Origin of the sequence: Rathayibacter sp. AY1A3 (assembly GCF_002930975.1) — a bacterium.
Taxonomy (GTDB): domain Bacteria; phylum Actinomycetota; class Actinomycetes; order Actinomycetales; family Microbacteriaceae; genus Rathayibacter.
In genome coordinates this window covers 13079-28028 of sequence record NZ_PSTO01000016.1, presented here as the reverse complement: position 1 = coordinate 28028, position 14950 = coordinate 13079, and the positions used below count along the sequence as shown (strand labels likewise).

The following is a 14950-nucleotide window of genomic DNA, read 5'->3' as shown; positions in this document are numbered from 1 at the left end:
CGACCACGCAGGTGACACGATCTGCAAGTGAGCTCCTGGTGATCAGATCAGCCGCAGTCGCGGAGGTCGAACGTTTCCGCGGGCCGTCTCCCACGCGCGCGCGGCTTCGAGGTACGGGCGAGACCAGTCAGGGAGGTCGTCGGTGTCGCGCACAAGCTCGTCCCACAGGTCAGGTTCGTCGCTGAAACCGAATCCCTTGGTGCCGCCATGTGTTCCGTCTGCGCGAACTCGCGTCCCTTCGATGAAGACGTGCAACGCTCCGGGGGAGTCGTGCGCCGCCCAGTGCTCCACCCGCAGTGCTTGTGGTGAAACCACGAGCCGGCGGCCAGGACTCTCCAGGCCTGCACAGTCAGGCAGTCCGCCGGGGAGCTTCCAGGAGTACACGACGTCACAATGCTCAATCACCACTTCACCCTCCCACCCACGTCACTAAGACTTGACCGTTTCGTGTCCGACCTCACTATGTTGCACCGGGCTTCGCACGAGGATCAGGCCATGCAGACGGCACGAGCTGGCCTTCCTTGTCCCGCTGCTCGCTCAGCGCCGCGAACCTGGTCACGATTTCCGCCGATTGCGAACGCCGCCGCGTGGATGGCGAGCGCGCAGCGTGCGATACATCGCCGCGTCGTGGGTGTTTCCGCCACCACGGAAGGTCCCGCTTATCAGGAGATGTGACGCCGGGCGAGAGCCGGCCGGCGCGTACCGATCCCAAGGAGTCCTGATGAACCAGACAACTTCGTGAAGCCTCCGCTCGCGCATCTCGAGCGTCCTCGCTGCCTCCGCCGTCCTCACCGCGATGTCGATCGGCGGCGCACCGGCGGCGAACGCCGCTCCGAAGGGTGGCAATCCTCTCGCGACTAGATGCTCGACGACGGCCTCGACGATCTACCAGCGCAACTACCTCGCCTGCGGCAAGGTCGAGGGTGTGGTGTAACTCCAGCTGCCAGACGAACTGGGTCCGGATCACCAACGCGGCCGGACGCCAGGCAGAGGCCGGCATCTTCTCGGCCGCCTCCGGCTGGAGGCACAGCCCCTCGTACGCGAGCGCGCCCAACGAGTTCTGCACGCCCATGGTCTACGCCCCTGGCACCACCTGCATCACCACCTACGTGAACTTCGCCAACAGCGCGCCCGACATCCTCAACACCTGCACCGTGAACCTCTGCTAGAGCGACTCGAAGAGCGGTGGCACATGGCCGCCCCCATCCTGTGGGCTGAGGCAGACTCAGAAACGGTCTGAGTCGCCAACTCCACGCCCTCCCTCCCCCCAAGAGCGGGGCATCGGCATGCCCAATCTGGATTGTGTGCTGTTTCCCAGGTAGAACTAAGAGGTTCCCAAGGGGGAGCGATGTTGCGCAAGGGAGTACTGTGTCGCGTCCGCGTCAAAAAACCATCTTTTCAGCTGTCGCTGCTGGCCTAACGCTCATCGTGTCTTTGACCCTGGTCGACGCCGGCAGCGTTTCCGCTCTCGACCACACGAGGGCTCTCCGCTCCTCGAGCCTTGCGGCAGACGAGGTCAAGGAGGGTCGAGAAGACCAGAGCACCTACCCTCACGTCGACTCCGAAATCCCTGCGCCGCCGGAACCCTCGACGGAGGGGTGGGATGTTGCCCTCGCCGACCCGGCCGCGACCCCCATACCGCTTGCGACGAACGATCCCGAAACTGTCCCCGACGTCAGCGACCCCGTTGATGGTCTGCCTGTCGTCGAGCGGGACGAGTACTCAACGACCTACGAACGCGCTGATTCGTCGAGAACGACCGTTATCACCTCGCTGCCATCGAACGTTCAAACGGACGACGGCGGGTGGGTCGAGGCTACGACCGAGCTTGAGACCACCGGCGAAATGTCTTGGCTTGGCAGAGGTGGCGCCGAAGTCGAGGACCATGCACTCGCCCCAACATTCGCAGAATTTGCGGACGACGACCACGTCCTTACGATGGAAAGCGATGATCACAAACTCGGATTTAATCTGCGGGGTGCTGCTCACTCAGTTCTCGAACGAGACCTTTCGCCATGGGCCGGAGAAGAGGCTCGATCCCACCTTGAGTACAAAGACGTCTTCAATGACGTCGATCTCGTCTACGACGTTAGATCAGGCCTGGTCTCAGAAAACCTACGACTCAAGAAGCTGCCAGCGGTGGGAGCGTCTACCTGGACATGGGAAGTGGAGGCGCCCGGACTGACCGCCGCCAAGTCGGCTGAGGGAGACGTGCTATTCACAAATAGCGCAGGTGAAGTCATTTACACTGTCCCGCGGCCACTGATGTGGGACTCCTCAGGCACCAATAGTAGAGCCGATGCCGAGTCGCAACTGTCCTACATCCTTGGTCAGGACGGATCCTCCGTCCTAATGACAATAAGCCCGTCACGAACCTGGTTGGCGTCCTCAGCTCGGGTGTACCCGATCTACATCGACCCCACCACCTTTCCAAATATCGCCACAACGAACTCATACAAGAGCAACGGACAGACGGCCCGCGGTGAGACTCGAATCGGAAACACCAACGTCAACGGCGTCTGGCGAGCAATCGCAAACTTCGATTACAGCGCTGTTTTCGGCAAGCAGGTCCTAGCCGTGGAGGTGGGGGTTTCCAAGATATTCGAAGGCACGTCGAGCACGTACACCGGAGGTATCCACGATGTCCGCTGCCAAGGATTCGAATGCGCAGGTGACCAGCTCGCGTCCCTTACCATCAGCCCGACCGGCGGCAAATCCGTTGATAACTACAACTTGTCAGCAAAAGTAGCCGAATGGGTCAGAGATGAGCGCCGAGGCGGCAACCTGCTCTTCGGCAGCTTCGAGGGTGCCAATGCCTTCTCGTACCGGTGGATCGACCTCAAGATGCAGATCGATTACAAGGAGTACTCAGTCGCCGGGTGGAATCCTCTCCCCGGTAACAACACAACGAAGCAAAAGCTAACCCCCCAACTGCACGCCGATGCCTGGAAAAACGAAGGGACCGAGCCGCTCGATCACCTTTTCCGGATTAGCGAGAACGCAAATCCGGAGATTGGGACCCTGTGGGACACGGGATGGGTCCAGCCTGATACCGTCGACGTCCCCGTGAACATTCTACGCCCAGATACCCAGTACTACTGGCGAACGTGGGTTAGAGACGACGCAGACGGAGTTTTTGGTCAGTCGAAACACAGCGCCTCAAACACATTCACATTCCGTACCGCCGCAGTGAATTATCCACAAGCGGCCACCCCTGTGGATGATGCCGTCGTCGCCACCTTGACGCCGACACTCAAAGCAGCCGCCTCTCCGCACGCGTATGGCGAAACTCCGAGATATCAATTTCGGATTTCGACAGGACCAGATGGATCATCCGGTCAGACTGTGATCTCCGGATGGCAGGCCGAACTGACTTACACGGTCCCCGTTGGCGCCTTGCGAGACGGTCAGGTCTACAGCTGGCAAGTTTGGATGAAGGATTCAATCGACGAGTGGCGTCCAAAATGGGTCAATTCATTCACAACTGACCTGCGGGTTGCGGACCCCGGACCATCGCCGATTGACACGGCGGGCCCGGCATCCATCAATCTCGCGAATGGAAACCTAGGACTGAACTTCTCATCGCCGACAATTACCACCCCCGGGGGTGATATGGGCATGAACTTTAACTACAATTCTAAGGGCAAGTCGAACCAGGGTCTTAAGGGAACGTACTACAACATTCCTGCGTTTGCAGATAAGCCGTCTAATGACTTCAACGGTTGGACGCCGAACCTCGTGCGAGTGGACAACGTTCCCGGCGTGGATTGGAGCCGGCTCTCGCCGCAGCCAGGGGTGGTGAGCCACGACAATTTTGTCGTGGACTGGCAGGGTCGGATCAGGCCGCCTGCCGGTAAGTGGCAGTTCCGCACTCTTCGTGATGATGGCGTGCTTCTGAATATCGACCAAAATCTCGTGATCAACAAGTGGGAACTGGCTCCGCAGAATACCGACTCGTGGAGCAGCTCAATCACGTTTGACGGGATCGCCGCCGCAAGCTTCCGACTGCGCTATTTCGAAAAGACGGAGGGCGCCGGTCTCGTTCTGCAAGCTCGACGTATGAACGATGCGGGGGCGGAGGTTCAGTACCTCGACGTTGTTCCCGGCGACTGGTTCACCACGCGGGCAGTTCTCCCCGATGGCTGGTCCGGCTCAACGCCCATTGCAGGAGCTGAATTCTTCTATGTCAAGGCGGATATTCAGCCTGGTTCGATCACCTTCAGCGACATCTATGGCTCGACACATATCTACGACCGCAAAGCAGACGGATCTTATAAGGCGCCCGTCTCTGAGAATGGAAGAGTCGCCATTTCCGGCGACGGAACGGTCTCCATAGAGGAGGACGGTTACGTTACGACATTCCGCCCAGATGGATCTGTCGATCAGGTTCTCAACACTACGACTGTGAGCAAGCCCATCGCTCCGGTTGTCACGTATCGCTCCGATGGGCGAGTAGATAGAATTGCCGATCGCTTTTCGAAAACCGGTTCGAACGCTTATAGCCGAGAACTGCGCTTCGTTTACGGCTCGGACACAGCGTCCTCAACCGGACTCAGTGGAAGCGATCTTGTCGGAGGCCGGCCATGCACTACAAATGGCGGCGTACAGGCGCCCGGTGACTATCTGTGCCGAATCATCTATCCCGGAAGTGACGCAAACTTCTACGACGACACATCACTACTCTATGATGGCTCGGGAAATATGGTTGGTATTGTAAATCCAGGAAACGAAAGAATCACGTTTACTTACGATTCTCAGCGCCGTCTGGCAGGAGCTTGGACAGCGGCGGCGAACGACTGGCTGGTCGCGAAGGGTATTCAGAGTCCCGCAGACGCGACGCGATCTATTGATGTCAAGTACGATGCGTCCGGCCGCGTGCAAAAGGTGTTTGGCGCAGCGCCCGATGGGATGACGGAAGCGCAGCGGGTCGGACGTCTCTATGAGTACACAACCGCCCCCGCCGGTACAGTCGCTGGTGAAACTCGGGTAAAGCAAATCCTCACCTCCGGCGCCGTCGTGGCCGGGACTGGGGATTCCAGTGGTTGGCATTCGTCTGTCACGTTCGATGCGTCTCTTCGCGCTCTGTCCTCCAAGACCGCCTTGGGCGTTACCACTTCCAAGACTTGGGACGACCAGGACCTGGAGTTGACGTCGACAAACGCGCAGGGATTGGTCACAACGTCGTTGTATGACCAAAGAGACCGCTTGACAGACGCCTACGGACCGGCGCCTGCGAGTTGCTTTGAAACAGGTCGGCCACTCGCGAGTTGCCCGATTGTCCCCGGACACACGTCGACACGTTACGACGAAGGCCTGCTCGGGCTTGGCGGGCAGTATTACGACAACGCTAAGTTCGCGGGAACCCCCAAACGCTTCGGCTTGGACATCGGTGCAAAAGACGGTTATCTCTCAGAGAATTGGGGCGCATACGGACCTGTTGGGACCGATGCCTGGTCGGCAAGGTTCTCCGGAACTATTACCTTCCCACAAGCAGGACTCTACTACTTCCGTATGGTTACTGACGACGGCGCAAATCTTTGGATCGATAATCAGCAGATTATTACTGATGTAAATCCAGCGAGCAGTCATTGGTCTCCACGCGGTGAATTCCGAGCTGCCTACGCTGGTCAGGAAGTGTCGATTCGTGTTGATTACGCAGACTTCGGCGGAGATGCGCGCCTAGAGCTGCACTGGACGCCTCCGCAAGCCAACGAGACTCTTGTTCCGGGCGACCGTCTTAAGCCCGACTATGGATTCACGACGTCGGTAACAACTGATGACGCAACCTCCGTGTCTGGTGCAACATCCCCGGCGACGTCGACCAAGAAACGCTACGGCACCAACGGTGGCACCGATAATCAGTGGCTCGGATTGGCCAGCTCTGCCGTCGTCGACCCCGGTGGCCTCAATCTCACAACGACGACCGACTATGACAGCGCGAACGGATGGCGCCGAAGCGCCCAGCGGCTTCCTTCGGCTACGGCCTCAAATTCAGTTGCAGCTACTGACGGCGTTTCCGTCAAGTACTTCGACGCAGGCGCCGTTTCAAGTGGTTCTCTCGGAGACAACTGCGGCGTGCCTCCGGGAACAAGCCAAGCTGGCTTCGTGAAGTCGCGGTCGAGTGCGGGGACAAGTTCCTCGACAACGGTCGTCACGACGTTCCTCTACGACGAGTGGGGCCGGACTGCCGCAACAATGAGGAGCGGCGACCCCCTGTGGACATGCACGACTCTCGATTCCCGAGGCCGCACGACTGAGATCCGCTATCCCGCAGTCTCAGGCGTCCCTCAGCGGACCGTCACCACCAACTACGCTGCGGGGACCAACGGAGACCCGACCACGTGGTTCACACAGGACAGTACGGTCACTGGTTCGCCGAACGGCGGACGCATCACTGTAAAGACGGACCTTCTCGGAAGGACCGTCGAGTACACCGATGTCTGGAACACAAAAACGACTTCTAGTTATGATCAGGCCGGTCGAGTTGCCAGTACGACGACTGTTCAAGGAGCAAAATCCTATACCAGGAGTTACGAGTACGATAAGGACAGCCGCCTGCTGATCGTAAAAGACGGTGGTGCCGTAATCGCTCAGATGGTCTATGGCACCTCGGGGGTAGATAAAGGCCAGGTCACATCCGTCACTTACCCGTCCACGTCGGGAGGAGCGGGTAACGGCTCTAAGCTGACGGGCTTGACGAGAAATGCGTACACGGGTGCGCAAACAAATCAGAGTTGGGAATTCTCGAGCGGCGCAAGCGTAAGCGAAAGCATTCAGCGTTCGCAGGCTGGAAGAATTGTTCAAAATGCTTTGGTGAGTGGATCTTCCACCTGGACGTCGACGTACGGATTTGATGCGGCGGGTCGCTTGACGTCCGCGCAATTGAAGAGCGGAGCGGTAGTAGAGCATGCACTGACCTATGGCTACGGAAACGCGTCATGCGGTGCTGTCAACGCGGGAAGGAATGGGAATCGCACGTCGTCAAGTGATAGCCACACCGCAGGGGGTTCCACGCGCCTAACATCGACTTCTTACTGTTACGACGTCGCGGATCGACTCATCTCCACCGCCGTGACCAATCCAGTAGTTGGGGCGGACACGGTAAGCGATGGGCTGGCCTCAGCTGAAATAACGTACGACGAAAAGGGCCGGACTACTAAGCTGGCTGAGCAGTACTACGTCTACGACGTCTCGGACCGGCATGTCCGAACCCTTCAGGCAGACGGGGCGATGGTCTCTTATCTCCGTGATGCAACTGACCGGATTGTGTCGCGAACCTACACGCCGGCGACTGGTGCTGAACAGACGGTTCGCTATTCGTATGCGAGTGAAGGCGACGGCGCTCAGATTCTGCTTGACACCGCGAACGCGGTCGTCGAGCGAACACTTGCCCTTCCGGGAAGCGCGCTCGTGTCCGTACGCGCAGATGGTACTGAGACGTGGTCCTACCCGAACATTCAAGGTTCCATCATCACGACCGCTAATGAGTCAGGGGTAAGGGACGGGGCAATCAATCGATACGACCCCTTCGGACAACCGATTGATCCGTCCACTGGCCGGATCGGCTCAATCGCAGCTGCGGACTCGGTGCCGGATAACCAAAAGAATTCGGATGCTGATTACGCCTGGCTGGGTGGTTTCCAAAAGCTCTTCGAACATGCCAACACGATCGCCGCTGTGGAGATGGGCGCTCGCGTTTACCTTCCCGCTCTGGGACGATTCTTATCAGTCGATCCGACTGAGGGTGGAGTCGACAACGACTACAACTATCCGAACGATCCGATCAACGGCCTGGACCTTTCTGGTCGAGACTTTTGGGCCGACGTGGGCTCTAACATCAACGATGCGGCGAAATGGGTTACTGATAGCAACGCCGGCCAAGCGATCTTCTTTGCGTGTGGCTTCATCCCGGGGGCCATCGCTACAACCTGCGCCGGCGTTCAGACCGCTGCATATCTCGTACAAGGTCGAACGGATGAAGCTGTCCTCGCAGCAGCGAGCGCAGTGATCGGTACTGCCGCGGCACGTCTGGCCAAGATCGCAGTCGTCGCGGCGACAGCTGAGAAGACGGCGGCGCTGGCGAAGCCGGGAACGAGGGCGGCAGCCCGAGTGGCAGCGCAATATTCTCGAAATAGCCAGCAAAAGGGCGACGTGATAATGAACGGGTTCGTCAACGCGGGCAGTGCTGTTGTCACACCAATTATTATTCCGCCAAAAAAGGAAACTATTCAGAATAGCTCAAGCGGTAGCTTTGTGCAGCATAATGGCGGCAAGAGTATCGCTTGGTAATTCAAGTACTTACGCCCTGACATCTACAGAAATTTAAGTTGCAAGACGCTAGTGTCAAAAGTGCCGCGCTTTCCCTCGCGACCCACGGATGACACTAGCGTCTTGTGGTTTGTGTGATATCTTAGGTGTATTAGATTGAAGACTGTATCAGAGGACGCATGCATGAAGTTCACAGACGGCCAGACTGCCCCATCTATTCGGGTGGGTAGATCTGGCAATGGTGCTCGGATTATCGCTTGGATCGTGAACCCACTACTATCGGGACTGCTGCTCATACTTCTTTGGCCACACCTGACCTGGTCCTTCATTGACATAGTGTTTTTGATGTTCCCCGTTATTACCGTGATACTCGCAATTAAGGCGCCCCGGTTCGGTATTTATGTTGCGGATGACTCGGTCTTAATCAAGTCCTGGTTTCGCTCCTATAAAATTGGAATTCCTGGAATCCTTTTCTTCAGTGAAACCCCCTACGCCGGCTTTCTTTCTCGCGGCGTCAATTTTCTTCCTGGAGACATTTCTCCTCTTAGAATGATGTTCTGTTCGTTCTACTCTGACAATAAGGCTAGGCTTGTGCAATACCCAGTCACTATCGGGACAAGGGGATCGTTAGATGAGACGGGAAGGGCGCTATTTGAGGCGACACGAGTTGATTATGTCAGTAGCCGAGTCCATTTTAGCGATAAGCCTGATTGAGGAGGTTGGCCTACTAGATGGCCGTCGCGTTTCATTACCTAGACGGCCGCCCTACGGCGCAGATTATGGCGCGCGGTCCTTACCGGACGTTTGAGGTTGACAATCGAGCTTGCTCGTCTTGTCGGAACGTGTATGGGCGAACACCGACTGCGGAGGTGATTCGATGCGCGAGTTGGTTTTCTCGACCAGATCAGGGTCAATCCTGGCGGCAAGTGTTTCCGCATGCTGTCTCACCTGTGCGCGAAGCTTCAATGTACGGGCGAGGCCAGTCGGGGAGGTCCTTGGTACGGCGAACGATCTCGCCCCGTAGTTCGGTTTCGTTGCTGAACGGGAGTTCTCCAGCGCCATCGCGTGTTCCATCTGCGCGAACCCGCACCCCTTCGATGAAGACGTGGGGCGCTCCAAGGGATATGTGCGCCGCCCATTGCTCCATTCGTAATGCTTGGGAAAAAACCCACCAGCCGGCGTCCGGTGCTCTCTAGCCCTGCACAGTCGGGCAGTCCACCGGCGACTTTTCCCCAGTACACGACGATGCAGCGCTCGATCACCGCTTCGTACTCCAGCTCGTGTCACTCGAGGCCGGGCCGCTTCGCGCCGAACCCCACTACGGGCCGCAGCTTCCGCACGCGGCCAGAGCTACATGGGTCGCGCGAGCTGAGTTGTGTTCATCACAGACGGCATCCGTGGCGGTCGACCCGCTCGTGGCGGTCTCTAGGGTGGCCGCACAACAAAAAGACTCCAAAGAGCGGTCTCCGATAACCGATATTATGTCAGTTAGCGATGCGCGGTAGCGGGCCGGGGTGCGCTTCGGATGGTCTTGCGCCGGCGTCCGGCGACCGAAGCTGCGAAGTACCGACCACCGAGCGACGTCTGGGATTCCTAGACACGAGGCGGGGTGGATGCGCGCGTTAATGGTGCGGAAGGGTGGTTGTGTAGGTGTTGCTGCGCAGGTCGCCGTAGAAGCTGGGTGGGGTCATCACGTCGGAATCGACGGCTGAAATGACGGGGATGGCCATCACGAGCCAAGACGGCAGGGTGGTGACCACCGCCACGGTGGCGCCCCTGTAAAGGTGCGGGGTGCCTACGCGCGTCCCCGGCATCCCCTCCTCATCCCTGAGTGCGTCGGCCGCTTCTGCACCAAGGAGGATCGTGAGCCCGACGTCACGGTTGGTCTCGCGTGCACGATCGATGATCGCGTCGGTGAGACTCCGCACACGCTCCGCCGAGAGGTACGTCCCGGCGCTCACGAGATGGCGCTCTCGGGAACGGCCCTCGAGGACACGGCAGACGAATTTCCCGGCTCGGACGACACTGCAACGTCAGCAGGGCGTGTTGAGACCGGATGATGACGTTGCGAGAGTGCGAGTAGAAGCAGAGCCGCCCCGCCGGCAGAGGCTCCGGTGACGCCCGGGACGATGACAAGCGCCCAATCGAGCGGTTCGAGCCCGGTGGAGTGGATCTGAAGCTGCGACACCGCCCACAAGAACAGCGCCACCATCAGGAAGGCCGCACCAGCGAACCCGAGGACAAACGCGACCACCCTCACCCGGAACCCGCCCACCACGACCCTCTTCTTCGATACCGACGTCTGACCGTAGCGACCGCCGCACGACACGGCGTCATCCGAACGACCGACAACAAGCCGCGTGTTCCGACTACGCAGTCCCACATCGTCTCTCTCGATGCTCCCTCCACGATGCGCACGATTGCGCGGCAAGTGTCAGTTCTCGGGGTCGCGCGCACGCGTGCTCAAGGTTCTCTGCACAGGTTCTGCAGCGGCTCGCCGGAGGAAGTATGTGACGTCGACCTCGCCGAGGTGCCACGTTCTGGCGGGGAGCAGTCCGGCTGATTCGATGGTGGTGATGGCGGTGGTGGCCGGGCTCTGAGTGGAGGCGATCAGCCATGTGGCGTCCATTCCTCGGAAGTCGCTCGGGTGCACGGTGTTGTGGTCGCCCCAGAGAGTGGTCGCTGTCGTGTACGGCTGGGTGACGTCGACGTCTGCCAGCGTGTCGAAGCTCGCTGGGTAGCTGTCGGCAATGATGCGGGCGGTCGTGGTGGGGTGGCCTGCGACGCGGTCGTAGACGACGGCTGTCTCATCGCGTTCTTCCGGCGCGTATCCGGCGACAACGGCGGCGACGTCGGCCCAGCTGGATTCTTGCTTCGCGTCGGGCTGTCGCTGCGCGATGTAGCTGGGGGTTGAGTGCAAAGCGCTGGTGCGGGCCGTGCTGACGCGGCACCCACTCTGTCGGCATGGTCCTGCGAGTACTGGAATCAGGTGAAGGTCAGCTCCACCTGGCTCACCTTCGACATGCTGTAGAGACGTGCCCTGCTCGACGGACCTCCGAGGACTCATGACGCCATCGCCCGATTCCGCCCCTTCGAAGAACGATCGCCGTCACGCTGCGCGGGAGAAAGCGCGGCTGGCTCGCGAGGCGCAGGCGCGTCGCACGCGCCGGAACAAGTGGCTCCTTCAGGGGGGAATCACCGCGGGAGTTCTCGCTGTCATCGCTGTCACCGCCCTCGTCATTGTCCAGGCCACCAGGCCGACTGGCCCTGGCCCGGTCAACATGGCCAGCGATGGCATCGTCCTCACGGCAGGCGAGAGCGGGGGTGTCGAGGCTGTCCGCTCGGAGGCCATTCCGGCGGGCGGCGCGCCCACTCCCTTCGAATCTCCCGGAGACGCTGCCCACATCGTCATCTACCAGGACTTCCTCTGTCCGATCTGCGAGGCCTTCGACACTGCGAATTCGGAGCAGCTCGAGGCTCTTGCTGAAAGTGGCGCCGCGACGGTGGAGATTCACCCGATCGCGATCCTTGATCGGCTCTCGCAGGGCACTCGATACGCCACTCGGGCAGCCAACGCGGCTGCCTGCGTTGCGGAAGCGGAACCCGACAAGTTCTTGGACGTCAACACCGCCTTCTACGCTCAGCAGCCGGCAGAGGGAACGAGCGGCCTCTCCGATGACCAGATCGTCGAGCTGGTGCAGGGAGCCGGGGCGACGAGTGGTGAGGTAGCGGCCTGCATCCAGGGTGGGGATCACGAGGACTGGGTGGCGGATGCAACGGCCAGAGCCCTGGATGGACCCCTTCCGAACACGGATCTGCCCGCAGTCACCGGAACTCCGACCGTCCTCGTGAACGGCGAGCAGTATCAGGGCGCCGTCGATGATCCCGCCGCGTTCGCCGCGTTCGTCCGCCAGGCCGCCTGAGCCGGAACACTGGAGCTCGATGCCGGTTGAACGCCCCGGGGATGATGCGTCAGTTCGGGGCGCGATGAGGGGCATCCGCCGGGCTCGTCGTCGGCCTTCTCCCCCAGATGATGCGCACCTCCTGGGTGCACCATGACCGATGCGGCCGGATGTGTTCGGCCCGAGACGAGAGGACTGCCCGATGAGCACCTGGACCGGATCCGTGAACGGCCTGACCTGTCATGGCTGCGTGACGATTGTGACGGACACCCTGACCGACCTCGAGGGTGTCGAATCGGTGGACGTCGATCTCGTCGCCGGCGGCACGTCCACTGTGACGGTCGAGGGCACACGCGAGCTCACCGACGCTGAGGTCGGCGACTCTCTCGCCGCGGTCGGAGCGTTCTCCCTCGCGCGCTGACTCTCGTCTCCGGCACGAGCGGCTCTGGCCGACGACCGGACCGGCGGCACTCGATGCGGTGGTGTGGGCCGTCGGCGAGATCGCCTGGTAAAGATCCGTCCAGGTACCGGCGATTGAGGCCGTTACCGCCTTCGGGCTGACGTCCCTGCTTCCAGCGGAAGAAGGAGTGGGCGAGGTCATCCCCCGGCCGAATCGGCTTCTCTACAACAGGTAGAGTCGGCGTGATCCCCCGATTGAAGGAGTCCCATGCGACCCACTGTCCGACGCTTCGCTTCCGGTTTCGGTGCTGCTGCGACGATCCTGCTCGTGACGACGGGGTGCGCTGCGGGTAGCGCGCCGGTTCCCTCGGAGTCCTCGAGCGGTTCAGCGGCCGGCGGGTATCCGGTGTCGTTGGAGAACTGCGGTCGCGAGCTCACCGTCGATTCCGAGCCCGAGAGGGTGGTGAGCCTGTGGCAGTCGAACACGGAGGCGCTGCTGGCTCTGGGGCTTCGGGACAGGATCGTTGCCGTGCAGGAGGCGTACGCCCCCTACCCGGACTCGGTCGCCGCCGCGGCCGAAGGCCTGAAGTCGATCGGCAGTCAGATGGGGTTCCCGTCGAAGGAGGTGCTGCTGAGCGAGCAGCCCGATTTCGTGACCGGTCAGGTGCTGGACGGGTTCGCGTTCGACGCATCCCAGGGGTACGCCTCCGTCGAGCAGCTCGAGCAGGCCGGTGCGACCGTGTACGGGGCGAACCTGTGCGCGTCGACGGATTCGCAGAGCACCGATACGTGGAACATCGACTCGGTGTCGAAGACACTGAGCGACTACGGGACCGTCTTCAACGTCTCGGCGAAGGCCGATGAGGTCATCGCGGGCTTGAAGGCGAAAGAAGACGCGGTCGTGTCGGCGGTCGAGGGCGAGGCGACGGTGAAAACGGCGTACTTCAACGGCGGGACCGGTCCTGTCATCGTCCTCGCGGGCGGCATCTACGACGACCTGATCACCACGGCAGGAGGCGAGAACGTGTTCCCCTCGGACTCCGTGTACGTCAGTAAAGAGGAGTTCGCGGCGTCGGACGCCGATGTGGTCCTGGTGGGCACGTTCCCGGGACAGGATTTCGCGTCGCAGAAGGCGTTCCTCGAGGAGAACTTCCCCGACCTGCCGGCCGTGCAGAACGGCCGGCTCAGCGAGGTGCCGACCCAGGAGACTGATTCGTCGATCTCGGTCATGGTGGGTTTGACGAAGATCGCGAACGCGCTGCACCCTGACCTGGATCTCCCGGTTCCCAGCTCGTGAGCGGTGCGGCCGCTCCCGCACGATCCTCAGCGCGCGCTTCTCGGCGTCCGCAGCTGGTGGTCGGCGTCCTTCTAGGCGCCAGCATCGTCGCGCTGGTGCTCTCCGTGGCGGTGGGGAGTGTGGGCATCTCCCCGGGCCGGGTGGTGGAGGTGATCGCGGGACGGCTGCTGCCGTGGGGCGCCGGGCGCGTCGACGGACTGGATGATCAGATCGTGTGGGAGTTCCGTCTCCCGCGGGCGCTCCTGGGCTTCGTGGTCGGCGCCGCGCTCGCTGTTTCCGGGGCGGTGTTGCAGGCCGTCGTGCGCAATCCGCTCGCTGATCCGTTCGTGTTCGGAGTGTCCTCCGGCGCATCCGTCGCGGCCGTCGCCGCTCTGACTCTCACGACCGGCGCTCTAGCAGCGGTCTCCACACCGGTCGCCGCGTTCGGCGGGGCCCTGATCACGACGGTCCTGGTGTTCGTGCTCGCGCAGCAGAGCGGCCGGGTGACCCCGAACCGGCTGGTACTCGCCGGGGTCGCGATGTCGTATCTGCTCAGCTCGATCACCAGCTACCTCGTCTTGCGATCCAGCGGCACAAACCAGGGCATCGGACAGGTGCTGTCCTGGCTCGCGGGAAGCCTCGCCGCGGCGACCTGGAGTGATCTCGGAGTGCCGGCGCTGGTCCTGGTCGCGGTCACGGCGTTGCTGGTGCTGCTCGCGCCCGTTCTCAATGCTTTCCTGACGGGAGACGAGACCGCGGCGAGCTTGGGTGTGGACGTCGGCCGGGTCCGGTTGGGTCTGTTCGTGCTGACCTCCCTCCTGGTCGGAGTGGTCGTCGCTGTCAGCGGCGCCATCGGGTTCGTCGGACTCGTCGTACCCCACGCCGTGCGGATGGTGATCGGTTCCGATCATCGCTGGGTGCTGCCCGCGTCAGCGCTGGCCGGCGGACTGCTGCTGGTGGTGGTGGACATCGGCGCACGGCTCCTCCTGGCACCGACCGAGGTGCCGGTGGGTCTGCTCACCGCCGTCGTCGGAGCTCCGTTCTTCCTCTGGCTGCTGCGACGATCCGGCCGGAGCGAACGGTGAGAGCCCGGGCAGCGTCGCTG

Annotated in this window: 10 protein-coding genes; 7 read left to right on the top strand and 3 right to left on the bottom strand. The window is 61.2% G+C overall.

Features of this window, described 5'->3' with window-relative positions:
- The first annotated feature begins 923 nt into the window (after nt 1–923).
- The 3 genes from C5C10_RS17570 (at nt 924) to C5C10_RS17560 (ending at nt 8982) form a co-directional block, all read left to right on the top strand.
- Nucleotides 924–1169 (top strand): hypothetical protein, encoded by a 246-nt coding sequence (locus C5C10_RS17570; RefSeq protein WP_146082135.1) that lies wholly within the window; start codon nt 924–926, stop codon nt 1167–1169.
- Nucleotides 1170–1428: 259 nt separating this feature from the next.
- Nucleotides 1429–8289: a PA14 domain-containing protein gene (locus C5C10_RS17565; protein WP_146082134.1), complete on the top strand. Its 6861-nt coding sequence runs from the start codon at nt 1429–1431 to the stop codon at nt 8287–8289.
- A gap of 162 nt (nt 8290–8451) precedes the next feature.
- Nucleotides 8452–8982 carry a hypothetical protein gene (locus C5C10_RS17560; protein ID WP_146082133.1) on the top strand — a complete coding sequence of 177 codons (531 nt, stop codon included), beginning with the start codon at nt 8452–8454 and terminating at the stop codon, nt 8980–8982.
- Nucleotides 8983–9890: 908 nt separating this feature from the next.
- On the opposite strand, the gene C5C10_RS09275 is transcribed toward C5C10_RS17560, so the two are convergent.
- The 3 genes from C5C10_RS09275 to C5C10_RS09265 form a co-directional block, all read right to left on the bottom strand.
- A complete protein-coding gene (locus tag C5C10_RS09275; protein ID WP_104329080.1) occupies nt 9891–10229 on the bottom strand; it encodes a hypothetical protein in 339 nt (112 codons plus the stop codon).
- Nucleotides 10226–10546 (bottom strand): hypothetical protein, encoded by a 321-nt coding sequence (locus C5C10_RS09270; protein WP_104329079.1) that lies wholly within the window; start codon nt 10544–10546, stop codon nt 10226–10228. Before C5C10_RS09270 ends, C5C10_RS09275 begins: the two co-directional genes overlap by 4 nt.
- Before the next feature lie 156 nt (nt 10547–10702).
- A complete protein-coding gene (locus C5C10_RS09265; protein ID WP_104329078.1) occupies nt 10703–11188 on the bottom strand; it encodes a hypothetical protein in 486 nt (161 codons plus the stop codon).
- A 145-nt stretch (nt 11189–11333) separates the two neighbouring features.
- Between C5C10_RS09265 and C5C10_RS09260 the strand changes: the two genes are divergently transcribed.
- The 4 genes from C5C10_RS09260 (at nt 11334) to C5C10_RS09245 (ending at nt 14930) form a co-directional block, all read left to right on the top strand.
- Nucleotides 11334–12191: a thioredoxin domain-containing protein gene (locus tag C5C10_RS09260; protein WP_104329077.1), complete on the top strand. Its 858-nt coding sequence runs from the start codon at nt 11334–11336 to the stop codon at nt 12189–12191.
- Between the two features lie 181 nt (nt 12192–12372).
- Nucleotides 12373–12591 carry a heavy-metal-associated domain-containing protein gene (locus C5C10_RS09255; protein ID WP_181073434.1) on the top strand — a complete coding sequence of 73 codons (219 nt, stop codon included), beginning with the start codon at nt 12373–12375 and terminating at the stop codon, nt 12589–12591.
- A 246-nt stretch (nt 12592–12837) separates the two neighbouring features.
- Nucleotides 12838–13866, top strand: coding sequence for an ABC transporter substrate-binding protein (locus C5C10_RS09250; protein ID WP_104329076.1), 1029 nt, complete (start codon nt 12838–12840; stop codon nt 13864–13866).
- Nucleotides 13867–13961: 95 nt separating this feature from the next.
- The gene (locus tag C5C10_RS09245) at nt 13962–14930 is read left to right on the top strand and encodes an iron ABC transporter permease (RefSeq protein ID WP_219813247.1); all 969 of its coding nucleotides are present in this window, start codon (nt 13962–13964) and stop codon (nt 14928–14930) included.
- The last annotated feature ends 20 nt before the right edge of the window (nt 14931–14950 follow it).